Origin of the sequence: Paenibacillus sp. IHB B 3415 (genome assembly GCF_000802655.2) — a bacterium.
GTDB classification, from domain to species: Bacteria; Bacillota; Bacilli; order Paenibacillales; family Paenibacillaceae; genus Paenibacillus_AQ; species Paenibacillus_AQ phytohabitans.
This window is the reverse complement of the sequence record NZ_JUEI01000079.1, coordinates 1-22,147: the sequence shown is the minus strand read 5'-3', so window position 1 is coordinate 22,147 and position 22,147 is coordinate 1. Positions and strand designations below refer to the sequence as shown.

Genomic DNA, 22,147 nt, shown 5'->3' with positions numbered 1-22,147 from the left:
CCCGCGCCAAAGAACGCACCCAGCCCATCCGCGGCTTGGTACGTTCTTCGGCCATTCTCCATGCTCATCCCTTAACTATAAGACGCTCCACCCCGGTCAATTGGCCTTCCGAGAAGGCCATGACATAAATATCTGGTTTGGTGGTCTTCAGCAGGAAGTCCAGATCATATTCCGGGGCAAAATAGCCCATCATTAGCGCCATTACCAGCCCGTGGGTACCGATGGCAACTCTTTCTCCTTCATGTGCCTGCAGGATTTCCTGCAACGCTTCTACCGCCCTTGCCTGGCATTCGCGATTCGATTCCCCGCCCGGCAGAGCAAAGTCCGGATCGGCATACATCGCCTGAAGTGAAGCAAACAGATCCTCGTCCGGCAGTTGCCGGTTGCCCTCCATCCAGACCTTCTCTCTTAGATCCTCCTTGAGGGTGATTTCCTGCCCAAGTACCTTTGCCAAATCGGCAATCGTATGTATGGCCCGGATATACGGGCTGCTGTACAACGCATCAATGCCTTCATTACGCAGGCATTCTGTTACTCTGCGGGCATCCTCTTCCCCTTCAGGAGATAGGCCGCGCGTCCATTCGTCCATCCCGGTCCGGAGTGAATCCCCGTGTCTCACCATGTAAATATAAGTCGTCATTAGTTCCTCCTGAATAGGTAATGTGGCAGTGCAGAAAAAGCCCCGAAGGGCTTGATCTTAAACTTACTGTCTGCCTTTAAGCTACCCCTGTTCTACTGCAGCTGCTGGCTGTGCACCTTCCAACTTGAGCTTGGCCACAGGCCAGAGCAGCCGTCCGAAGAGCAGACCCGCCAGACCCAGAAGGAGCTGCAGAAGGCCGGTGTTGATAAAAATACGGGCAGGGCCTGCATACTGGACAAGCATGCCGCCTAATAAAGGTGCAACAATAAGTACCGTGCTCAGTACGGTGTTCTGGATGCCGAAGATACGGCCTGTCATATGCGGCGGGGTTTCTTTTTGCAGACAATAATTGAACGTAACCATAAATACCCCGTTTCCAATCCCCAGTACAAATCCGATCAGCAGAACCCATACTATCGAAGCGCCGGGCTGAAGCCATCCAAGTGCAGCAATGGAACCGCCGATCAGTACATATCCCGAGCCGAGCCTCCAGCTATATCCCGTTTCCGGATTCAGCTTGTTCAGGAGAAGTATGATCAGCACAGCTCCTACTCCGGTAGCGGCTACCATCCAGCCGAGCAGGGATTCCCGCTCCGGTGCAAATACCCGGAACAGGCTGGTGAACTGGAAGTCGACCACTTGAATCACCAGTGCCCCGGCCAGCCCGAACAGCATAGTACTCAGCAGGATCCGGCTGCGCAGCATGAAGCTCCAGCCTTCCCGCCACATCGTATGCAGCGGAATCTTGTCTTCCGGCGCCTCAGGCTGTTTGCTGTCCTCTTCATCCGTGCGGATGTTCTTCACGGACAGCAGCAGCAGATAAGAGCAGCCGCGCAGCAAGGCATTGATCAGTATGCACCATTGCGGCGTAAGGAAAGCGAGCGCCAGACCTCCGAGCAGAGGGCCGGCAATTTTGGAGCCCTGGTTAACCAGCCCATTGAGCGACGAGGCTTGCAGCAGCTGGTCCTCTCTGACCAGGCTGCGGGTCAAAGACTGCTGGGCAGGCATATTCAGCGTGGATAGCGCTGAACGCAGCGCCAGCAAAGGCAGCAGCCAGAACATGCTCGGGGCGAATAGCACCAGTACAGTCAGCAGCGCAGTAAGCAGATCGCAGACACGCATCAGCTTCAGCTTATCCAGCCGGTCGGCAGCCACGCCGGCAATTGAGCCAAACAGAATACTCGGCAGCGCCAGCGCTACCGGAATAAGCGCCAGCATCAGCGGCCCGGCCTGCCAGCGGTAGCCGACCAGCACCTGAATAGCCAGTGCATCGAACCAGTCGCCGAAGCTTGCCGTGGCGAATGCGCTGTACACCCGCATGTACGTTTTGTTATGCAGCAGGCTGGTTCCCTGCTTGGTTGTAAGCTCCATCTGACATTCCTCCAGGTTACATGTAATATCATTGAATGTGCGATGCATTCATGATCCTAATGTAACGGAGAATTGTCAGAGAATTATCAGGGGGACTCGAGCAGCGGCAGCAGCAGATTTTCGAGAGCCAGTTCCAGCCTTACCAGACCAAAAGCTTCAAGCTCTGCTGTAAACAGGCGCTCATACTTGCGTCGCAAGGGGCTCCCGGCCAGATACATGCGGCAGAAATGGTAGATCCGGTACACCGAATAGAACCGCAACGGCACGAAGCCGGACATATCGAGCACCTGCAAGCCCTCATGTATCAGTTTCTCTCCCTCTGCCCACTGTGCCCGCCGAAGCGCCCAGAGTCCCTTTACTACTTTGTAACCGCCGATCTCCCGCAGAAAAGGCTTGTCCCTAAGGGTCCGGCTGACGGTTTCGTCCATATGCTCCAGCTGCTCATCCCCGGCTCCCGCCACCAGATGTATGAACAGCTCCGTAATCTGCGTCGCCGGAACGAAGTTCTCAAAATCCGGTTCGGATATTACCTGATAAGAACGTTTCAGGCGTTCCAGCGCTTTGTCCGGCTGGCCTGCCAAGGTGTACAAATCCAGCATAGTTAGAATCTCCAGTTCCAGCTGCTCAGGCGGATTCAGCAGATTCTTCTCAATCAGCCGCTCGGCGTATTCCATCTTCACCTTGGGGTCACCAATGAAGAAGTAGAACAGGTTGAGGTAAAAAAGCCGGTCCTTCAGCGGAATCTCGTCCGTATTGATCAGCCACTCCAAATCTCCCTGGACGAAATGAACGACCATCGAATAGTGCGGGTCCAGCTCGTAGCCGAGAATGTCCTGCTGGCGTGCGAGGGTCAGCATCGATTTGCCCTGACCGTAGATATGAAACTTCATGAATACCTCACTCATTGTATCCCGCAGCTCCGGATCATTCGTTGCAGGGGTCATTGCTACCCCTTCCGGCGAGCCCGGCACGGCCAGGCTATACCCGAATCCGCGGATGGTCTTGATATCAATCCCGCCCAGGCCGCTCAGCTTCTTGCGCAGCCGGTAGATATGATCGTCGACGGTCCGCTCCACCGGATACTCCATGGGCCACACTTTATCCAGAAGCTGCTCGCGGCTGAAGGTCCGTCCCCTGTTGCGGTACAGAAACTGCAAAAGCGCAAACTCCTTGGGCAGCAGCTCTATGGTTAACCCGCCGGAAGATACTTTATATTCACTTTCATTCAACTCCAGATGCATAGCTGTGCCTCTTTTCTTTCTACAGATCAACCCATAAACTGATTATATCAGCAAGAAGTTCTGTGCACGATAGCAGCAGCTGCATTCATGGAGGGCAACTGCCCGGTACTTGTATCCGATAATCAAGAAGAGTCCCTACACAGTTGCCGCTGCTAAGGGACTCTTCTTAAATTACTCTATCTATGTGACTGCAGCTGCCGCAATCCGGGGATTTACAGATGCTGTTCTAACCAGCCATATTGTTGATGGAATCCTGTTTGGAGAATACTGAGATATGATCCACGGTACCCGTTGAATCCGGGATGATGAATTTGAGCTGGTACTGCTTGCCCGCCTGGAATATATAAATGTCATCGCTGCCGTTCACGGAGGTAGCGTCCGGCTTGCCGAGAACTTCTTCAATCTGCTTCAGCGTCAGCTTCTGTAAGTCGGAGGCGCTTGAACGCACATCGAAGATTTGGCTGCCCTTGTTAAAGCCGAATACCACGTGCTTGCCGGCATACGTGGAATAAATGCCTTTGCCTGCCGATTCTTTGGTGTCCGGCTCTCCCCATGCTGCTTCCACATCGTCAATAAGTCCGCTGTGTGCAGCATATTCCACGCCGGGCACCTTGCCCTGCTTGGCAAGCTGCAGCAGCTCTTTCAGTTGCTTGCTCAGCTCCTGCGGCGTAGCGGCCGACGCGGCTCCCGCCGCTGCGCCAGGCTCTGCAGCCGCAGGTGAAGCGGCCGCGCCAGTGCCGCCTTGCGCAGCAGGAGCCGCGTCAGGCGCAGCTGTTGCTGCAGCGCCGCCAGCTTCAGCCGGCTCCGTGCCCGCCGCCGGGGCGGGACTCCCTTCCGGCTGTGCAGACGCCGGAAGCTCCGAGGCTTGCGCAGCCGTTCCGCCGGTATTCGCCGCATCCGGCTTACCGGAATTACAAGCCGTTAGACTGAGCATTCCGCCGAGTAGAATTATGCCTGCTATCGTTTTGAATGATGTGATCATGATGCCATCTCCTTCATAATAGGTACCGTCTTTTAAAGTCTAAACTGTTAACCTATGACGCAGTGCCCCCGCTAAAGGTTGCACGATGCTCCTTCTCAGGCTGCTCCTTCTATAGAAGATTTTTGGCATGGAGCAGCTGGGACTGATGCTGCAGCGTGTAGTTGCAGCGTTGCCCTTACCGCTCCCCGCCCCCCAAAGCTGCATTTCCGGATCTGTTGCATTTAGTACAATTGAACTCCCTAAAAATTACCCGAAATTTGATTCTATTGCACTTTCTGCAGTCAAAAATCACAAAAACACCCTTATACAGCCATTCCTCAAAATTCTGTTGCATCAAATACAGCAGATTGCTTTCCAGCCTCCAAAAACGCGTTTTCTATTGCACTTTCTGCAATTGAGAAGCAGATTCGCTGCTCAAGCCCTTCAATTCAGGAATTATTTCCCTGCGGCACGCAACCTTCCTCCCGCAGCACGCATCTTACTAATAAAGGGAGGGGAGCTTCATCTGGATATTATAGAGAGAATCAAGGCCAGGGATGAGTGCGCTCTCCGCCAGCTAATGGAGCAATATGGGGATATGCTGCTCCGGACCGCCTGGCTGCTGCTGCGGGACCGGCAATCTGCCGAGGAAGCCGTGCAGGATACCTTCATTCAGGCCTATGCCAAAATCGGGCAGCTGAAGGACCCTCAGCGTCTGAGCCCCTGGCTGATTACCATCGTGGTTAACCGCTGCCGGATGAGGCAGCGGACATGGAGCTGGCGAAATATTTTTCCTGCGCCGGAGGGCGGGGCCTGGGTACAGAATGAAGCAGGCGCCTCCGCAGGCGCAGAAGAGCTGTTTATAGCAGAATGGCATAATCTGCGGCTAAGTGAAGCTGTAAGAAGTCTGGATTACATCTACCGCGAATGCCTGACGCTGTACTATTACCATGAGATGAGCATCCGTGAGATCAGCGGGCAGTTGAGATTACCGGACAATACGGTGAAATCCCGGTTATCCCGGGGACGGTTACTGCTGAAGCAGATTCTGGAGAAGGAGGGGCATGCTCTATGAGCAGTGAACAAGAAAACATTAAACGCCGCCTGGATGAAGAGTTGAGCTGCCTCTCCTTCAGCGGACAGGAAAGGGTTCTGCAGCAGACTCACCCTTCCGCACCGCTGGCCCGCCTGCGGGCACTATGGAATAAGGAACTGGAAATCCCGCTCAAGCCACTAGGTGCGCTATCTGCGTTGTTAATCGCAGGTGCGCTGATCCTATGCTACCCGCAGAGCGGGACCCCGGAACAGGAGGCCCGTACACTACCCGTACAGGGCCAGCGGGAACTGATTGAAGCTGGCGGCAATACGTATTGGAAAGACATTTATGAACAGGCGGTGAGACGCCATGAAAATTAGAATCAAGGTCAAACAGCTGGTGCTGTTCGTGCTGCTTCCGCTTGCGCTGTTGATAGTAATACCGGGTGTTCTTCAGCAGGCAGCAGCGCCTTCGGTTCAGCCTGCAACCTCCGCAGCTGCAAATACCGTGTCCAAGGCACGCGAGGAACTGCTGAACACTCTGAATTCCAACAGCGGCAGTAAACGAATGACCCTCATCCGTACCAGGATCATTGAGCCCGGCAATGCGAGGCCGCCATATCAGTACAATGTATATATCGGTTCTTCCTCAAGCCAGTGGAGCCAGAACAATAACGAAGAACCCCCTTCGCTACTACTTCCCGGGGATAAGCTGCGGTTCCTGAAGGAGTATGTGCTAGAAGGCCCTATAGACCGCTATCTGCTTACTGCGGCTAAACAGCTGGCCTATGAATATGATGTGCTTGGCACCGGAAGTGACGGAGACAAGGTCCTTACGGAGGCTATTGCAAGAATTAGCAGCAAATCCTCTTTGGCCAGAGAACTGCTCCTGCTTCAGGCACAGCGGGCACTGAGTGCAGGCAATTGGGCGGCTGCAAAAGTGCTGCTCATGCAGGCTGACTCCCCGGGGCATTATGGTGAAGAAGAATTAAATGCCCGTTCGGCCTGGCTGAGTGCACGGCTGCTTTTTGCAGAGGGAGACAGCAGCGGAGCGCTGAAGCTGGTAAGCAACGGACTGGAGAGTTATCAGGAGGTCCGTGACCAGAAATATCAGGAGATGAACGAGGGGAATGGCGGAGACTCCCAAGACTCCCAAGACTCCAAAGACTCCAAAAACTTCCAAGGCTCCACGGTCTCTGCATCCCCACCGGAATCCTTAAAAGCAACTTCACAGTTTCTGGAGGAGCCACATTCTGAATCAGAGCGGCAACTGCTCCTGATGCGGAACGCTTTATTATCCGCTGCGGAAGCAGGAAACTCTGCTCCTGCCACCTTGTCAGGGACACTAACCTACAGCGACGGAACTCCAGTCTCACGGGCAGGCATCTTCCTGCGGCCGGAGAGCGAAGTGAGTCATAGTGTGTTAAATGGCTCGGAGCCATATGAAATCTACACGGATGCGCAGGGCCGCTTTTCATTCTCAGGCGTCATTCCCGGCTATTACCAGCTTCATCTGGGCCTGAGCTTTGAGCAGATCGACGGCTGGACCTGGCCTGTGCAGACTGATGACTGGATCGAGATCAAACCAAATGATCGTTTGACTAATAATATTATCCTTCAGCCTCTGCTGGAGCTGAAATCACCGGTAAATTCACAGATCCTTACAGGAGATTCTGTAGAATTTGAGTGGGAAGCCGTTAAGAACGCGGCTTCCTATAGCCTCAGCGGCACAGTCTCAGCGGAAGGCAGCACCTTCAGTTATGTAATCCGCCAGCATATCACGGGGAATAAGATTTCCATCCCTGTAACAGAGCTGTATAACAGCGGCGGTTTCTCCACCAGCAGCAGCGGAGAAGGCTGGGAATCCGTTAAGCCTTCCTCTCTGCTCGGCTTCGCCGATCCAAGCGGACGCTTCTCGTGGAGCATCGAAGTCTATGATGAATCCGGGCGGGTGATTACCCGCAGCAATGGCTACAGGCTGAACGAGGACACCGTCGGCAATCTGCCTTTCTTCTATTTACAATCACGCAGTCTTACCGCTGCCGATCAGCTGGTTAAAGCGCAGAAGCTTGAACAGGCACTGGAAGCGTACCGCCACGACTATGCCGGAGATCCGCAGGATGACCATGCCCTCAAGATGCTGGTTCATCTCATGACAGCCAAGGCTTCCTATACTAAAGACAAATCCTTAGAAGCCGCAACGATACCTCTGCTAGTGAAGCTTGTAGAGCTGCGTCCGACTGCAGACTATGTCTTCAACCTGGCGCACTACTACTATGAGCAGTCCGACTGGAAAAGCTACAATCATTATTATTCCTGGTTTCTTGAACTGCGTGAGCAGAAACCGCACAGCTATGATCAGGGAATTAATGCTATCGCGCTGATGTACCAGGGGGAATTGGACGAAGCCCGCAGCCAATTCGTCGCCTCACTGGAGGAGGATGGCAGCCACCGCTTCATCGGCAGCTATCTGGCTGCAGAGCTGGCGGCGGGACAGCCGCTGGATGACGTACTAAAGCTTGCTCAGCGTTATCCCCAGCATAGTCCCGGCTCCAGCACTGTTAACTGGGCGAAGCTGATAACCCTGATGAAGGCAGAGCGTACCGGACAGCCTGAGCTCTTTGACCGGCAGCTGAAACAGATGCTGGAGCTATATACAGCAAGGTCCGGAAAGCTCAGGGAATGGATTGGAGAAAGCGGGGATTCCGCGCTCAAGACGTTCATGAAGGCTGTTCTGGAGGTGGGCTAATCCACCTCCGGAGCAGCGCGCAAAGGGGATAGAACAGGAGCGGCAGCGCCGTCTGGTCTATCCCCTTTGCGAGTTGGCTTATCTATTCTTTTGGCTCAAACAAGACGGTCCAGTGCATTCTTCTTAACCACATAGGTTCCGGCCATCATATCATGCAACGCCCGGTTGCGCCGGGTGAATGCAACGAATAGGCAATCGGCGACCACGACCCAGCCAAAAAACACATTCAAATTCGTGGCGAGCGGGCTCCAGTTGGCCAGACTGCTGGAAACCGCAGATAATTCCTCAGTGTTCAAACTCACAATAACCGCAAGAAAGCCGTTGACGATGAAGAAGAGATATCTAATCAAAGCCTGCTTCAGCGCCGGATATCTCCCGTCCTCATTAATAATTCTTACCCCCAGAAGCAGTCTGCCCGGAGTCCCTCCATATTTGACAACCATGAACACATTGAAGCCTATCAGCAGCACAAACTGAATAAAAAGTGGAAACGCCGACTCCGCCGACTCTGCGGCAGAGACGCAAAACCTGTTCAAAAAATACGTAGGAAGGGCCAGAATCAGAAAATCTATGAAGCTGATCAGCACCCTTTTCCAAAAACCTACGTAGTCATCCAAATCGAGCTGTTCCTCTACCCGCTGCTCCATACTGTTCCCCCTCAGTGTATAATAATCAATCCGACAGCCTGCTGTGCGACGCAGCCTTTCCATCGGGTATGTACCAAGATATGTACAACTGGCATATACGCAACTTTCAAATAGATCCGGCGTCTATAACTGTATAATTTTAGTAAACCAACAAAATTCTCGAAGGAGGACTACTCAAGATGAAAGTCATCAAATTTATCTGCCTGCCGCTGCTGCTGCTAATATTGCTGTCCGGCACTGCCCTGGCCGCCCCTGCTTCAGCTCCAACCATTACAGTAGAAATAAACAACTCCACGATAAGCACGGACATTCCCCCTTACCTCACACAAGGCACAACCATGGTCCCGCTAAATGTAGTGAAGCATATCCCGGGGATTACTGTCGCTTGGAACAATGGCACCAAGACGGTTACAATTGGCCGCAGCGGGGAAACAATCACACTGGTTGCGGGTCAAAAAAACGCCCTGATTGGAAGCAAACCAACCGCACTGCCTGTCGCCTCGGTTTTGCTTAAAGGCAGAGTCATGGTGCCGATCCGCTTCATAGCAGAAGCAGCCGATGCTCATGTAATCTGGAATGCAGCCACCCGGAGTGTGTATATCGCCAAAGCAAGCGGGGCACTGATCACTCAACTCCAATCCGCGAATCTGGGGGAAGCCCGAACAGCAGCCCTTCATTTTCCCCGCGTCAGTACGCTTAAGCAAATCCCTATCATTAATGAGTCACAGAATCAGGACTATTATTTCCCGGAAGGCACAGCGGGCCGTTTCTTCATTCAAGGCGGGCCTGGTATCTCGTATTATGAAGTTGCAGGTAATTATGCGGAAGAGATCTGGTCTGCCAAAATAGACTACAGTGCCCCATCCTCTGCCGGACTCTTCTTTGTACCGTACAAAATTGTGGATCAGGCCGGAAAAATGCCCGCCTATAAGGGTAGCCTCGCATTCTATCATCTGATGCTTCCGGTTATGGAGGCAACCTATGGATTCATAGATGCTACGGGTGTCTCCAGGACGGTCGGGCAACAAAATATGAAGCTAAATGAGTTCTTTGAAATTCCAGGGGAAGCATCATCCTCTGTACAAAACTAACTACATCCAGAACGGTACCACAAACGGAACAAGAATCAGCAGCAGCGCGGCGGCACTCAGACTCCGGGTCCACACCGGCTTCAGCTTCTGATTCTTCTCCGATTTGTACCAGCCCTTGAACTGCCAATAGTTCCGGTATAACACAAAGAACACGAGTAAATTACCGATTACTGCAGTATACATATACCCGGTCCATCCATATAGCATCTTGAAGATCGACTGTTCCAGGCTCCCAAGTAAGAATAAGGTCAGAATCAGCAAAAACACTAAACGCAGCATCTCTGCTATAAAAGTTGCGAGTTTACTCATTTTGTCCTCCGAATCATTGTTTTCCAGTGTCTTTCTATAAATTCTATATTTACCCTGTTAATCCTGCATCAGCAACTGCAAGCTCCCGGTATAGCGGCTGCCGTGAGGGAGCATTTTCCCCTCACAGTATCTGCCTGCGTTATATCCAACACTGGAGTGATTATAGTATTCTGTAGAAAAGAATGTGAAGAGGTGTTCGGAATGCAGCGTGCGGAGGTTGTAATTGGAATAGACGGAGGCGGGACGTATACCCGCGTCATCGCCGCCGATATCGAGGGAAATGTACTGGCTTATTGCAAAAAGGGAAGCGCTTCCGCATACCGGGATTCTGCCGCTCAGCATAACGTAAGGTCAGCGATTATAGAAGCGCTGGTAAGCGGGGGGATCGAGCCCGGAAGGGTCATCGGCATCGCTGCCGGAATTGCCGGCTATGACTCGCCGGAGGATTTGAACTGGATCCTGCCGCTCACCGGGGTTCCGGAGCTGACCTGTCCGAAGTGGCATGTCAATGACGCGCTTATCGCCCATTACGGAGCCCTGCTTGCGCAGCCCGGCATTATTGTCATCTCGGGAACCGGCTCCATCATTATTGCCATTAATGAAGACGGACGTTATTTACGCAATTATGACTTCCATCATTATGCCGCAAGTGCCGCCCGGCTCCTCTCATACGATACCGTCTTTGAAGTACTGGCCAGTCACACGGATTCCAGCGATGAGCTGCTTGTCGCCCGGATGCTGGCACACTGGAATGTTACTGCTGTGTCTGAATTATACCAGCTTGCGAGCGAAGGGTTTGACGATGACCGGAAAGCCCGGGACAGACGTTTTGGAGAATTTGCTCCTATAGTTACGGAAGAAGCGGAGCACGGAAGCTCCGCCGCCGGCCGGGTCTGCGGCAGGGCTGCAGAGCAGATTAAGACTGGCATCGGGCTGCTGGCTTCTTCTTTTGCGCAGCAGACCGTCCCGGTAGCCTTTATTGGCAGTGTAGCAAACAGCGGTTACTTCCAGGCTGAAATGCGTAAATTACTAAAGAATGGCGCTATCAAGCAGTATACCGTGGTAACACCACAGCTCCCGCCCGAAGCAGGAGCTGTCCTATATGCATTGGAGCAATTAGGCCGGCCGGTCACGGAAAACATAATCAGCCGGCTGCAGCATAGCAGCAAGCTGCCGCAATGACATATATGCAGCGCGTGATTGCTACGGTTAGACCTTCATCTGGCAGCTTCTAGTTTAGCCGCTTCACAGCACCGCAGTCGCCTCTTTGGCATTCCATATGACGGGAAGGCCAAAGAGCGGCGTCAAGCTGCCTAAGGGAATATACAACCGCCCGTTTACGCTCCGCGAGGCCAGCATGGCCACCGTTTTGCCGTTCACCTTCGCTGTTTCGCTAAGCGGTTGATGGACCGCGGTGTGCTCACCTATAGTGATGATAAGCGCTCCGGTTCCCGCCTCCTGCTTCAAGGTTCCGCCCAGCAGGGCAACCGATTCGCGGAGCGGAACGAATACCCGTGAATTCTCCAGCAGGAAAGAATCCTTAACCTCCAGCTTTTCTCCATTGATGATAAAGACGCCCGCAATCATTGTCGGCCCGGTGGAATAGCCGCTCTTCACTGCGATGCTTGCCATATCAAGTCCTGAACTAGTAATGATCACGGGAGTGTTATTGGCTACCCTTGGATACAGCCAGTGGATATCCTCATTATGCATCCGGATGCATCCGGCGCTGACATATTTACCGATGGAGGCCTCATTATTGTTGCCATGAATGGCATAGGTGGTTCCGTAGGTGTTGTTCACTTCCAGTCCCAGCCAGCGGTCGCCCAGCGGATTGGCCGGATCGCCACCGGGAATCTTTTCTTTGTAATAGGGTCTGTTCTTGATTTTGACCACAATTTTGAAGCTGCCTTCAGGCGTCAGGCTCTGGGTCTTGCCGGTGGCGACCGGAAAAACCTTCTCCAGCTTACCGGCGCTGAAATAGGCCAGCTTATTCGTCTTTTTGTTCACAATAATCAGATCTGAGGATGATGATGACGCTGCTGCGGCTGATCCTGTGAAGCATGCTGTGAACAGCACTGCGAACACAAGCATAAGCTTGATGCTCCTTGGAACATAAGTTGTAGTCAGGCTGATACGCTCACGCAGATTCATGGTTGCCCCACCTCCAGGTTATGGGTGATTCTGGAAACTCTTTTCTACATAGACGTCAGTCTGCCGCATTAGTTGCACAGCAGCTTGTACCTATTCATATCAACTCGTCCCTGCGGATTTGAAGCAGAGTTTGCACAATTGTAACCGTTCAAGCTATGCTTCGCGTGCGGTTTCATGAGGATGAATATTAAGTGCCTCCGCCAGAGATAATAAGCCCGCATGACCATTACAGCACCCGCCAAGGAGGCCACTTACTTTGAATTCAAACCATTCCAGCCAGATCAGCCAAAGCGAGCAAATCATCCAGCAGCTAATGACACAGACCCAGCAGGGCACGCAGAATTATCAGCAGCTTCTGCAGCAGGAGCAGGAGCATGCCGCCAAATTGCAGGAGCTCAGCCAGCACAGCAATAAGGCCATTCAGATGATTCAGCAGGCATTGCAGGGCCATCAGACCGCTATGCAGCAGCTGCAGCAGGTCTCGCAGTTAATCAGACAGCTGGAGCAGATTCCGACTGCCGGCTACAATACAGGTGGTATTCAAAGATTCAATACCGAACAACAGGGCTTTAATACAGGAATCCCAAGCTTCAGTACTGGTAACTCTGGCAATCAAAGCTTCAGCACAGGCTCTGGAGGATATAATTCTTCCTTCAGCCCGTCCTTCACTTCCAATAGCCAGCCGGTAAATTCACTGCATAGCCCAATTAACTCTTCAATTAACTCTTCATTTAACCCGCAGCCGCTGCATACACCCATGCAGACTAACCATTCCTACGGTTCTCCGATGAATCAGGGACGCAGCTTCCAGCAGTAATATAAGCCGGAATAAGCGGTTCAAGACAAAAGGGGTTCTCTCAGCCGTACCAGCGGCACTGCGGAGAACCCCTTCCTTGTATCTGCGCTTCGCGCCTGGACATCATACATATGCATGTTAGACTACAAGCCGTCCCCTCTTCTCCGCGAGGCTAATCGTTGCCTCTACGCCGGAGTTGAATTCCAGGTAGTCGCTCTCGACTCCATCACTGAAGATTACCCCGTCCTCCGGCATCTGCGAAGTAATTCGCAGCGGCATGCGGCTGTTGATCCTGCCGAATACCAGATCGGCCGAAGTCGTCCGGCTGGGAAAAGGCTCCCGTACCGTAAAGTAGAGCTCCGGATGATCCCAGGCCAGCTTGAGCACCGCACCGCTTTCCTGCGGTCTGCCCCCATGTACAGACGCGTGTGCTTCCAAGCCCGCATTTACCGTCACCCGTTCCGCTGCCTGCCATTGTGCCGCCTGGCTGACAATTCCCGCTGCTCCGGCGAGAACGCTTTTGAGCCAGCCGGTGGAGCCCATGCCGGTGGAGACAATAATCCCGCTGGAGGACTGCTGCTCCAGCGTACCGTTCAGTTCAAGCTGATAACGGGCCGAGACATGGGTCCGGCGGCCGATGAACAGATCGTTGACACCGTACAGGCTCTGACCGTCGTTCAGCTCTGCCCTGGCAAGTGTAACCTCGCGCACCTGCCGCTGGCTGCGGAGCACCTCCGGCACCAGCTGCCGCAGGTCCTTAACCGTGAAGGGCAGCAGCACACCATCCCAGCGCTGCGGATCCGGATTCACACCGATCAGCGGCTGCTCCCGCAGGTATTTCAGTGTATTGGCCACCAGACCGTCCTGCCCCAGCACCACTACTGTATCCCGCTCTCCAAAAATAAAGTTCGGCACATGCTGCCGGTCCAGAAGCTGCAGCCGGCCTACCGCGCTCAGCTCGGTTACAGCAGCCTCTACCGCCTTGCGGTAAGTGAAGTCCTCGCTCAAATAATCGCTGAAATCGGCCCCCAGCCGTTCAATATAGAACTGGGCCTGCTGGATCGTATTGTAGCGGACCACCAGTTCTTCCAGGCGCGTCTTGCGCTTGATCAGAATAATCTTGTTCTCGGATACCGGGCTGCTCATCGTCCGTTGCCTCCTCTTGCCGCGCCCGCCCCGTTACCCGGCGATCCGGCCATAATTCCCTGCAAAAGATCCGGGGTAATATTGAGCTGCCCGATCTTCCCGGCATTCTCAGCCAGTTCCTGGAACGCGATGGCAATCAGCTTATCCGGATTCATGCCTACATTCGTCAGTGCCTGAAGTACACCAGGTGCTACGCCCTGGAGCGAATTCATCACCGCCGATAACTCGTAGGCCTTGGCATCCGCTTCTGCTCTCTGATTCGCCACCGTCAGTTCAATCAGCTCCTGCTTTTTCTCCTCCAGCGCAGTATCGAAGCTGAGCTGCTCCTCCTTCATCTCATTCTGCTTCTGCTTCACCGAGCGTTCGGCATCGAGCTGGGTTTCGCGGATCTGCCGTTTCTTCGTCTCCACGGCGATCTCCGTATTCAGCTCATTCTCCTTCACCCGCCGCTCCTGCTGAATCGAGGCATTACGCCGTTCATAGAGCGCATCGTCGGCGCTGCGCGGATCTGCCGTTTCTTCGTCTCCACGGCGATCTCCGTATTCAGCTCATTCTCCTTCACCCGCCGCTCCTGCTGAATCGAGGCATTACGCCGTTCATAGAGCGCATCGTCGGCGCTGCGGAGAATCTCTTCCCGGGCCTGCGCCTCCAGCGCGCGCAGCGTTTCCTTATTCGGCACGATTGCCAGAATGGACAGCCCCATCAGCTCGATGCCCAGCTTCTCTATCTCCGAACTCTGTCCGATTTCGAGCTTAATTGTCTTAGCCAGACGTTCACTCGACTGAATGGCTTCCTTCAGCGGCAGCTGCCCGAGCTGCTTCTTGGTCAGCACTTTGGCGATATTGATCACCCGCTGGGCCAGCTTGTGCGGATCATCGGAGAGGTAGGTGTTCTTCCGCAGATTATAGGTATAGTTAAGAATCTGCGTAGTCTTGCGGTAATCCACGATCCGGTAGGTCAGCTGCCCCTGCACGGTCACCGTCTGATAATCAGCCGTAATTTCCTCGAACATAAACGGTACATCAATCGAAGAGACCGGCACCACTACAACCGAGGTCGTAGGCACGTAATAATGGAAAGAAAGTCCCACACCTTCCTGCACTACCTTACCGTTCTTCACCTTAAGGACATATTCACTGGGCTGGAACTTTACGAAGCGGAATCCGAACATGGTCATTACCTCCTGTTGTTTATTTTAGCAATTGATATTAACTAAATGTTATTATTAATTTGTTATTAACAACATCTTAGCAGACTTTAATGATATTATCAATATGTTAATAACAAAAATCCGCAAAAAACCACCTCATTCTCCAAAATGGAAAATGAGGCAAGTGTAAGTAAGTTATTTTACAGTGACCTTTATCTTCACGGTTTTGCCGCCGTATTTCACGGATATGCTCGCAGTACCTTTACTGTTGGCCTTAATCAGCCCGTTTTTGCCGGTAGCTACAAGCTCCTTGGCGGAAGCCCAGACTGCCGTCTTGGACACATCCGATTCACTGCCGTCCTCAAAAGTAGCCGTTGCCGCCAGCGGCACAGACTGGCCAACGCTCAACGTAAGATTCATCTGGCTGACCTCGAGATATTTCAGCACATCAACGGTTACGGGGACTTTGACGGTTTTGCCGCCGTATTTGGCCGTCACATAGGATTTGCCGTAAGCCACTGCCTTGACCGAGCCGCCGGTAACTGTGACGATCTTATAGCTTCCGCTTTTCCACTCCGCCTTGTCCGTCACATCCTTGGTTTTGCCGTCGCTGTAAGTGATGCTCACTGTAATTTTTGCCGTATCGCCGGATTTCATCGCCAGGTTGGTCACCGATGCTTCGATGACAGTGATCTGATCCACTTCAATATTGACCGTCACTTTCTGCCCTCCATAGGAGGCGGTGATCGCCGTTTTGCCCTTCAGCACTCCGGTTACAAGACCTTTTTTGACCGTAGCAATTGTAGTCTTGGCTGAGCTCCAATCCGCATCCGCCGTTACATCACTCTCTACACCGGCGGAATCCGTGGCAGTCAGTGTAATCTGCTCCTTGTCTCCGGCAGACATCGTAATCAGGCTCACATTGGCAGCCAGCTCATCCACAAGGCCCACATTCACGGTAATTGCGGCCTTCTCCGTCCCTATTTTGGCGGTAATCACTGCTGTACCGACAGAAAGGCCGGTAATCAGACCGTCCTTAACTTCGGCAATCTTCTCATCGCTGGAGCTCCACTCCACCTCACTCGTGATCGTCTTGTCGCTGCCATCGCTGTAACTGCCGGTAGCCTCGGCCTGATAAGTCTCGTCTTCCTTCAGTTCAATGGTTGTGGCCTGCAGCGACAGTTTGTCCGGTGTGCCTGCCGTGATTTTGACCGTTGCCGTCTTGCCGCCGTAAGAGACCGCAATTACAGCACTGCCTGTAGCATAGACGGTAATGGTTCCTTTGCTAACGTCAGCTACATCCGCATTATCCGTACTCCACACTGCATCCTCTGTGACATCCTGTGAAGTTCCGTCTTCATAACTGGCCATAGCCGTTACTGCTTTGCTCTGGTCCTTGCCGAGATTCAGCTTGCTGACCGTAAGATTCAGGCGCGCAGCTGTTTCGACACTCACCGCAATGGTGAGGGTTTTGCCGCCATAAACGGCGGTAATTGTAGTTTTGCCGGACTTGTAGCCCGTAACCAGACCTTTGGTCACGATAGCGATATTCTCATCAGCAGTGGTCCAGACTGCGCTGTCTGTCACTATGCTTGGAGTGCCGCTTGCATCCAGGGCAGTCAGCACAAGCTGATGAGTTCCGTTCAGGCGCAGGTTCAGGCTGTCGTTGTCGACGCTGAGCTTATTGCTTTTACCTACAGCAGCTGTTGCAGTGACTGTCTTCCCGCCATAGACCGCCGTTATCGTTACATTACCTTCTGCGTAGGTTGTAATATTTCCTTTATCCACATAAGCCACAGCTTCATCACTGGAGGTCCAGGTTGCCTTGCTGGTTACATCGGTTACCGTACCGTCCGCAAAAGTCGCCTTGAGCACAAGCACCTTGGCAGCATCCACCGCAAGATTCAGACTGGTTTCACTTAAGGCCAGATGTCTTGCTGTTCCCACATCAACGGTAACCGTGGCCGCCGCTCCATTATAAGTTCCTGTAAGGGTCGCCGTACCTACGGAATAACCGGTGATCAGGCCTTTGCTGACCAGAGCGATGCTCTTATCGCTTGTGGTCCATACCGCACTGCTTGTAACATCCGATGAGGACCCGTCGCCTGCAACGGCAGTCAGCACAAGCTGCTTCGTACCGCTGATCTGCAGGAATACATTATCATCGCTGGCTACCAGTTTGCTTACAGCTCCTACTTCCACCTGGGTCGAGGTTTCAAGTGTGCCGTAGACGGCAGAGATTGTTGCGGTTCCAGCCAATTTATAAGTAGTGAGGGATCCTTTTTTGACAAAAGCAACAAGCTCATCGCTCGAACTCCATGCCGCCTTAGAAGTGACATCCTCGGTGCTGCCATCGGCATAGGTCGCCGTCAGGGTAAGCGCATGGGTGGAGCTTGTCTTCAGGCTAAGCTGTTCTTCGCTCAGATCCAGATACCGGGCCACCGCAACGTCCACATCCACCTGTACAGACTTGTCGCCATAGGCTGCTGTAATCGTCGCCGTTCCGGCTGTATAGCCGTAAACCTTGCCTTTATATACATAAGCAATACTGGGATCGCTCGAACTCCAGACCGCGGTGCTGGTCACATCTTTGGTCGTCCCATCCGGGTAGACTGCGGTGAGTTTAAGCTGCTGAGCTTCTTCCGTCTTCAGAAAAACACTCTGATCATCCACAACCAGTTTACTGGTCTGGTCAACCGTCACCTCTACTGTGGTAGTCTTGGTGCCGTATTTGGCGGTGATGACCGCCGTTCCCTGCTTGTAGCCGGTAATGACGCCCTTAAGGACATCGGCAACCGATTCATCACTGGAGGACCAGGTGGCCAGGGACGTTACATTCTCCTGTGTGCCATCCTGGAAAGTAGCTGTAAGCTTAACAGCCGAGCTCTCTTTCAGCAAAAGCGCAAGCTCCGGCTGATCCGCTTCGATCCACTTGGCTACCTCTACATTCGCTGTGACGGTGATGGTTTTTTTGCCGTATACGCCTGTGATTGTGGCAGTCCCGGAGGAGATCCCTTTGACTGCACCGTTTACCACGGTAGCTACCGCAGCATCGCTTGTGCTCCAGACTGCCTTGTTCGCAACCGTGGCATCCGTTGTATTATCCGAATACGTTGCGGTCAGAATAATGCTGCCCGAATCGGCTTTGCGGAGGTCCAGGCTCTGGACATTCTGCGTCAGGGCTTTGACCTTCTTGGTTACAGTAACCGTTGCGGCCTGGGAAAACTTCGTGCCGTCACTATATGTAAATACCGCAACAATCGTAGCTGTCCCTTCCGCCTTGGCCGTCACAATCCCGTTGTATACGGTGGCTACCGCCGGCTTATCGCTGGACCAGTCACTGTTAACCGTCACGTCCCCTGATGTGCTGTCGGAATAGACCGCAGTAGCTGTTAGAGCCGAAGTCTCTTCCACCGCGAGCGTAAGTTCACTTGCATTCAGCACAATTTTGGAGACCGTTACAGTGGTGGCCGCCAGCGCCAATCCCCCGTTAGTCAATACCAGAAGCAGCGGCAATGCCATCAGCAAAAACCGGAAATAACTGTTTTTCTTCAATCTGTTATCCTCCTTGTTGAATTATGATTTGAATCTCTTATCGACATATCCTGACTTTAAATTCAGGTACTAAAGACTTATATTTTTTTCTTATAACAACGGTAATAAATCGATTATTCATCTATGTATTTACACAATCCGCGGAAAAAGAACACCTCTAAAACACCCTGCTCAAGAGGTAGGCTGAATGCATCATAACAACCCAAACTGAATGTAGTCTGAATAGCCTCATTCTTTTTTTAAAACCTGAAAATTCACAACGGATATCCGGCTTTGCACATACTCCATTCTTCTTTTGCACAAACTCGATTCCCGCTTTGGGTTTTGTCCATTGAGTAATGGATAGTTATCCTCTATGATGATTTCAACGAGAATGATTATCATTATTGGTAGTCGATATACACATGGGGAGGCATACTTACAATGAACAAGGCAAGACAACCTTTCGCTATCCTGTGCATCATCTTCCTGATGAGCACCTTACTGCTCGCCTGCAGCAGCACCAAGAATGATGAAGGCAACGCTGCGGCTAACACAGCTGCCGGCAATACCGCTGCAACCTCTGCTCCAACCGCAGAAGCTACTGCAGAACCGGCAGCCACAACACGCTCTTACACCGATTACAAAGGCCATACGGTTGAGATTCCTGTGAACCCTCAGCGGATCATCTACTCCGGGGAAACTTACGGCGATCTGATTGCGCTGGGCGTACAGGCCATTGGCTATCCGCTCTCCATGGCTGAAGGCCAGGTGTTCAAGGACAAACTGACCGGGGTAGAAGATGTCGGCTTCCCGATCAACCTGGAGAAGACGCTTGAGCTTCAGCCGGATCTGATCATCTATGCCGGAATTGAAGAGGCTGATTTCGATGCCTTGTCCAAAATCGCTCCAACCATTATCTTCGATACCTTCGCCCCGCTGAAGGAACGGATGCAGGAAATCGGCGGTATCCTGGGCAAGACGGCAGAAGCAGAAGCCTGGCTGGCCCAGTACCAGACGCAGGAAGACGCCATGTGGGCCCAGCTTAAAGCTTCAGGCATGAAGGAAGGCGAAACCGCCGCAGTCTTCACTTACTATCCGGGCGACAGACTGTTTGTAATGGCTACAACCGGCCTTTCGCAGGTACTGTATGGAGAGAACGGATTCAAGCCTACTCCGGCGATCCAAAAGGTGCTTGACGCCGACATGGGCTTCCAGGAGATTTCGATGGAGGTTATCCGGGAATACGCAGGGGACCGCATATTCCTTCTGACGCCGGTAGCTGACGAAGCCAAGGCATCGACCGACAAGCTGCTGGAAAGTGCAGTCTGGAAAAGCCTGCCGGCCGTTAAGAACGGTTACGTCTATACACAGGACATCATGAAAACCTCCAGTGATGCCGCCACCAGAGAATGGCTGCTGGGCGAAATCCCCGCCATGCTGAATAAGTAACGATTACGCATGCAGACAGGACGAATATTAAAAGCAGCTTATCAACTAATGTTGATAAGCTGCTTTATTTTATATACAATGAGGTTTATTGATAATCGTTCTCAATATACATATAAATTCAACTGCCCTGAAAGGAGTGCCGAGCCTTGCGACAGAATGCCCTGAACCCGGGACTCCCCCCTGCCCCCGCACTTGCAGCGGCTCCGGCCCTGCCGGCAGTTCCGCTCCGTTCCCTGTTGTTTCAGCTAAGGGGCATTGAGCTGGTAATCCAGAGTGCCGACACTGTGTCCGCTGTGCAGACTGCCGGTCAGCATACACTTCTAATCTTTACCGGAGGCCGCGGTGAGCTCTGTATCGGGGAGCAGCCGGCCTTTTCAGTACATGCAGACAAGTGTTGTCTGCTGTCCCCCGGAACTTCCTACAGTACGGATAACGCGGAAATGACACTATACTATTATTTGATATCCTTTGCCGCTATCACGGCTGGAGATTCCCCTGCTTGCTATACAGCTGAATTGCTGCCCGGCCGGAAAGAGCTAATCGCCCACCCCTTCACCCGGGTAATCCGACTCGCGGAAGAGTTGCTTGCGAACCAGGGCAGCGCGGACGAACTCCAGTATTTCAGACAGCAGCTGCAGTTCCAGGAGCTGCTGCTCCTGCTGTTTGAACATAATTACTCCACCCGCCAGCTGCCCAGTCCCGCGCAATCCGTGGAGAGTACGATCCAATTCCTGCAGGATCATTATATGGAGAGCATTACGGTGAAGCAGCTTGCGGAGCTGGCACAACTCTCTCCCTGGCAATACACCCCTATCTTCCAGAAGCTGACCGGCAAGCGGCCGCTCGATTATCTGACCGATCTGCGCATCGGGCATTCCAAGAACTATCTGCTGGAATCCGCCGAGCCGCTGCGCGAAATCGCCCGGCTGGTGGGCTTCTCCGATGAATATTACTTTAGCCGCCGCTTCCGGCAGAAGACGGGAGTCACGCCCGGGCAGTATGCCCAGGCCCAGCAGCGCAAAGTTACCGTCAAGGATTGGACGGGGCATGAGGTGGAAATTCCGGAGCGTCCGAAGCGGATTGTCTACCACGGGGAGACACTGGGAGATTTGCTGGCGCTGGGAGTCAAGCCGGCCGGAGGCGATGAGGCCTTCGCCCGGAACAGCGTCTATAAGCACCGGGTTAAGAATCTGGCCAATGTCGGCTTCCCGCTGGACCCGCAGCTGACCCGGTTAATCAACCCTGACCTGATTATTATCGCGAATTCGGACGAGCGCGCCTATACGCGTGTCTCCGGTATCGCCCCGACCCTCACCTTCGATTCGTTCGCGCCGCTCGAGCATCGGCTGCGGATACTTGGTGGGTGGCTCGGCAGGCAGCGCGAAGCAGAAGCCTGGCTGGAGGCCTACCACGCCAAAAACGCTGCCATGTGGCAGCGTCTGTACGCAGAGGGGCTCCATCCGGGAGAAACCGCCTCCGCGCTGTTCTATGACCATGGCAACCGCCTGTTTGCTATGGCGATGACCGGACTGTCCACGGCCCTGTATGCTCCCGGCGGCCTGCAGCCGACGGCAGAGATTAAGGGCATGCTGGACCAGGGTCTTGGCTTCGGCGAGGTGGACCCGGCGAAGCTGCACAGCTACGCGGGGGACCGCGTCTTCATGCTCATCCCGGAGCGCGAAGACTCGCGGGAAGCCATGGAGCAGCTGCTGCGGACGCCGCTGTGGAACAGCCTGCCCGCCGTACAGGAGGGCCGCGTCTATATGCTGGACGGCGCCAAATGGAATTCCGGCGACGCCCTGACCCGCGAGCGGCTGCTGACCCTGCTGCCCAGGCTGCTGGGGGGAGCGGGCGGGTAGCAGGGGTAGCAG

At 53.3% G+C, this 22,147-nt stretch carries 17 protein-coding genes and 2 pseudogenes; 8 read left to right on the top strand and 11 right to left on the bottom strand.

Features of this window, described 5'->3' with window-relative positions:
• Positions 1–64: 64 nt before the first annotated feature.
• From QW71_RS28925 to QW71_RS41055, 4 genes are all read right to left on the bottom strand, one after another.
• Positions 65–640, bottom strand: a complete 576-nt coding sequence (locus tag QW71_RS28925; protein ID WP_039307550.1) for a histidine phosphatase family protein — start codon at positions 638–640, stop codon at positions 65–67.
• Positions 641–721: 81 nt separating this feature from the next.
• Entirely contained in the window at positions 722–2,011 is a 1,290-nt protein-coding gene (locus tag QW71_RS28920) for an MFS transporter (protein WP_039307547.1), read from the bottom strand.
• 86 nt (positions 2,012–2,097) lie between these two features.
• Positions 2,098–3,252, bottom strand: coding sequence for a winged helix-turn-helix domain-containing protein (locus tag QW71_RS41890; protein WP_039307545.1), 1,155 nt, complete (start codon positions 3,250–3,252; stop codon positions 2,098–2,100).
• Between the two features lie 226 nt (positions 3,253–3,478).
• Positions 3,479–4,234, bottom strand: coding sequence for a YjgB family protein (locus QW71_RS41055; protein WP_039307543.1), 756 nt, complete (start codon positions 4,232–4,234; stop codon positions 3,479–3,481).
• 577 nt (positions 4,235–4,811) lie between these two features.
• Here QW71_RS41055 and QW71_RS28905 point away from each other — a divergent pair.
• Genes QW71_RS28905 through QW71_RS28895 form a run of 3 tightly spaced genes read left to right on the top strand, consistent with a single transcriptional unit; the run spans position 4,812 to position 7,997 of the window.
• Positions 4,812–5,288 (top strand): sigma-70 family RNA polymerase sigma factor, encoded by a 477-nt coding sequence (locus QW71_RS28905; protein ID WP_235441584.1) that lies wholly within the window; start codon positions 4,812–4,814, stop codon positions 5,286–5,288.
• The gene (locus QW71_RS28900) at positions 5,285–5,629 is read left to right on the top strand and encodes a hypothetical protein (RefSeq protein ID WP_039307541.1); all 345 of its coding nucleotides are present in this window, start codon (positions 5,285–5,287) and stop codon (positions 5,627–5,629) included. The genes QW71_RS28905 and QW71_RS28900 overlap by 4 nt, the downstream gene beginning before the upstream one ends.
• Complete coding sequence (locus QW71_RS28895) at positions 5,619–7,997, top strand: carboxypeptidase-like regulatory domain-containing protein (RefSeq protein ID WP_039307539.1); 2,379 nt, start codon at positions 5,619–5,621, stop codon at positions 7,995–7,997. Before QW71_RS28900 ends, QW71_RS28895 begins: the two co-directional genes overlap by 11 nt.
• Positions 7,998–8,092: 95 nt before the next feature.
• On the opposite strand, the gene QW71_RS28890 is transcribed toward QW71_RS28895, so the two are convergent.
• Positions 8,093–8,644, bottom strand: a complete 552-nt coding sequence (locus QW71_RS28890; protein ID WP_039307537.1) for an RDD family protein — start codon at positions 8,642–8,644, stop codon at positions 8,093–8,095.
• A gap of 179 nt (positions 8,645–8,823) precedes the next feature.
• Here QW71_RS28890 and QW71_RS28885 point away from each other — a divergent pair, with 179 nt between their 5' ends.
• A complete protein-coding gene (locus QW71_RS28885; protein ID WP_039307535.1) occupies positions 8,824–9,735 on the top strand; it encodes a copper amine oxidase N-terminal domain-containing protein in 912 nt (303 codons plus the stop codon).
• Here the strand turns inward: QW71_RS28885 and QW71_RS28880 are convergent, their stop codons facing one another.
• Positions 9,736–10,044, bottom strand: a complete 309-nt coding sequence (locus QW71_RS28880) for a hypothetical protein (protein WP_039307533.1) — start codon at positions 10,042–10,044, stop codon at positions 9,736–9,738. It lies immediately after the preceding gene.
• 201 nt (positions 10,045–10,245) lie between these two features.
• On the opposite strand from QW71_RS28880, the gene QW71_RS28875 reads away from it, so the two are divergent.
• Positions 10,246–11,226, top strand: coding sequence for an N-acetylglucosamine kinase (locus QW71_RS28875; RefSeq protein ID WP_039307530.1), 981 nt, complete (start codon positions 10,246–10,248; stop codon positions 11,224–11,226).
• Between the two features lie 63 nt (positions 11,227–11,289).
• On the opposite strand, the gene QW71_RS28870 is transcribed toward QW71_RS28875, so the two are convergent.
• Positions 11,290–12,198, bottom strand: coding sequence for a L,D-transpeptidase family protein (locus tag QW71_RS28870; protein ID WP_052770396.1), 909 nt, complete (start codon positions 12,196–12,198; stop codon positions 11,290–11,292).
• Between the two features lie 256 nt (positions 12,199–12,454).
• On the opposite strand from QW71_RS28870, the gene QW71_RS42065 reads away from it, so the two are divergent.
• Positions 12,455–13,015 (top strand): hypothetical protein, encoded by a 561-nt coding sequence (locus QW71_RS42065; RefSeq protein ID WP_063776477.1) that lies wholly within the window; start codon positions 12,455–12,457, stop codon positions 13,013–13,015.
• A 117-nt stretch (positions 13,016–13,132) separates the two neighbouring features.
• Here the strand turns inward: QW71_RS42065 and QW71_RS28860 are convergent, their stop codons facing one another.
• From QW71_RS28860 to QW71_RS28850, 4 genes and pseudogenes are all read right to left on the bottom strand, one after another.
• On the bottom strand, positions 13,133–14,140 hold the full coding sequence (locus QW71_RS28860; protein WP_039307527.1) for a sugar kinase: 1,008 nt from the start codon (positions 14,138–14,140) through the stop codon (positions 13,133–13,135).
• Positions 14,137–14,643 (bottom strand): annotated as a pseudogene (locus QW71_RS42305) (SPFH domain-containing protein); the annotation flags it as partial. The gene QW71_RS28860 and the pseudogene QW71_RS42305, both read right to left, overlap by 4 nt.
• A gap of 11 nt (positions 14,644–14,654) precedes the next feature.
• Positions 14,655–15,311, bottom strand: a pseudogene (locus tag QW71_RS37405) (SPFH domain-containing protein); the annotation flags it as partial.
• A gap of 174 nt (positions 15,312–15,485) precedes the next feature.
• Positions 15,486–18,845 carry an Ig-like domain-containing protein gene (locus tag QW71_RS28850; RefSeq protein WP_052770393.1) on the bottom strand — a complete coding sequence of 1,120 codons (3,360 nt, stop codon included), beginning with the start codon at positions 18,843–18,845 and terminating at the stop codon, positions 15,486–15,488.
• Positions 18,846–19,268: 423 nt separating this feature from the next.
• Between QW71_RS28850 and QW71_RS28845 the strand changes: the two genes are divergently transcribed.
• A complete protein-coding gene (locus QW71_RS28845) occupies positions 19,269–20,276 on the top strand; it encodes an ABC transporter substrate-binding protein (protein WP_039307525.1) in 1,008 nt (335 codons plus the stop codon).
• 146 nt (positions 20,277–20,422) lie between these two features.
• Positions 20,423–22,135 (top strand): helix-turn-helix domain-containing protein, encoded by a 1,713-nt coding sequence (locus tag QW71_RS28840; protein ID WP_235441583.1) that lies wholly within the window; start codon positions 20,423–20,425, stop codon positions 22,133–22,135.
• Positions 22,136–22,147: the final 12 nt, after the last annotated feature.

Excerpts from the sequence above, each read along its gene's own strand:
- QW71_RS28925 (WP_039307550.1), bottom strand. The coding sequence starts at position 640 with ATGACGACTTATATTTACATGGTGAGACACGGGGATTCACTCCGGACC.
- QW71_RS28920 (WP_039307547.1), bottom strand. The coding sequence starts at position 2,011 with ATGGAGCTTACAACCAAGCAGGGAACCAGCCTGCTGCATAACAAAACG.
- QW71_RS41890 (WP_039307545.1), bottom strand. The coding sequence starts at position 3,252 with ATGCATCTGGAGTTGAATGAAAGTGAATATAAAGTATCTTCCGGCGGG.
- QW71_RS41055 (WP_039307543.1), bottom strand. The coding sequence starts at position 4,234 with ATGATCACATCATTCAAAACGATAGCAGGCATAATTCTACTCGGCGGA.
- QW71_RS28905 (WP_235441584.1), top strand. The coding sequence starts at position 4,812 with ATGCTGCTCCGGACCGCCTGGCTGCTGCTGCGGGACCGGCAATCTGCC.
- QW71_RS28900 (WP_039307541.1), top strand. The coding sequence starts at position 5,285 with ATGAGCAGTGAACAAGAAAACATTAAACGCCGCCTGGATGAAGAGTTG.
- QW71_RS28895 (WP_039307539.1), top strand. The coding sequence starts at position 5,619 with ATGAAAATTAGAATCAAGGTCAAACAGCTGGTGCTGTTCGTGCTGCTT.
- QW71_RS28890 (WP_039307537.1), bottom strand. The coding sequence starts at position 8,644 with ATGGAGCAGCGGGTAGAGGAACAGCTCGATTTGGATGACTACGTAGGT.
- QW71_RS28885 (WP_039307535.1), top strand. The coding sequence starts at position 8,824 with ATGAAAGTCATCAAATTTATCTGCCTGCCGCTGCTGCTGCTAATATTG.
- QW71_RS28880 (WP_039307533.1), bottom strand. The coding sequence starts at position 10,044 with ATGAGTAAACTCGCAACTTTTATAGCAGAGATGCTGCGTTTAGTGTTT.
- QW71_RS28875 (WP_039307530.1), top strand. The coding sequence starts at position 10,246 with ATGCAGCGTGCGGAGGTTGTAATTGGAATAGACGGAGGCGGGACGTAT.
- QW71_RS28870 (WP_052770396.1), bottom strand. The coding sequence starts at position 12,198 with ATGAATCTGCGTGAGCGTATCAGCCTGACTACAACTTATGTTCCAAGG.
- QW71_RS28860 (WP_039307527.1), bottom strand. The coding sequence starts at position 14,140 with ATGAGCAGCCCGGTATCCGAGAACAAGATTATTCTGATCAAGCGCAAG.
- QW71_RS28845 (WP_039307525.1), top strand. The coding sequence starts at position 19,269 with ATGAACAAGGCAAGACAACCTTTCGCTATCCTGTGCATCATCTTCCTG.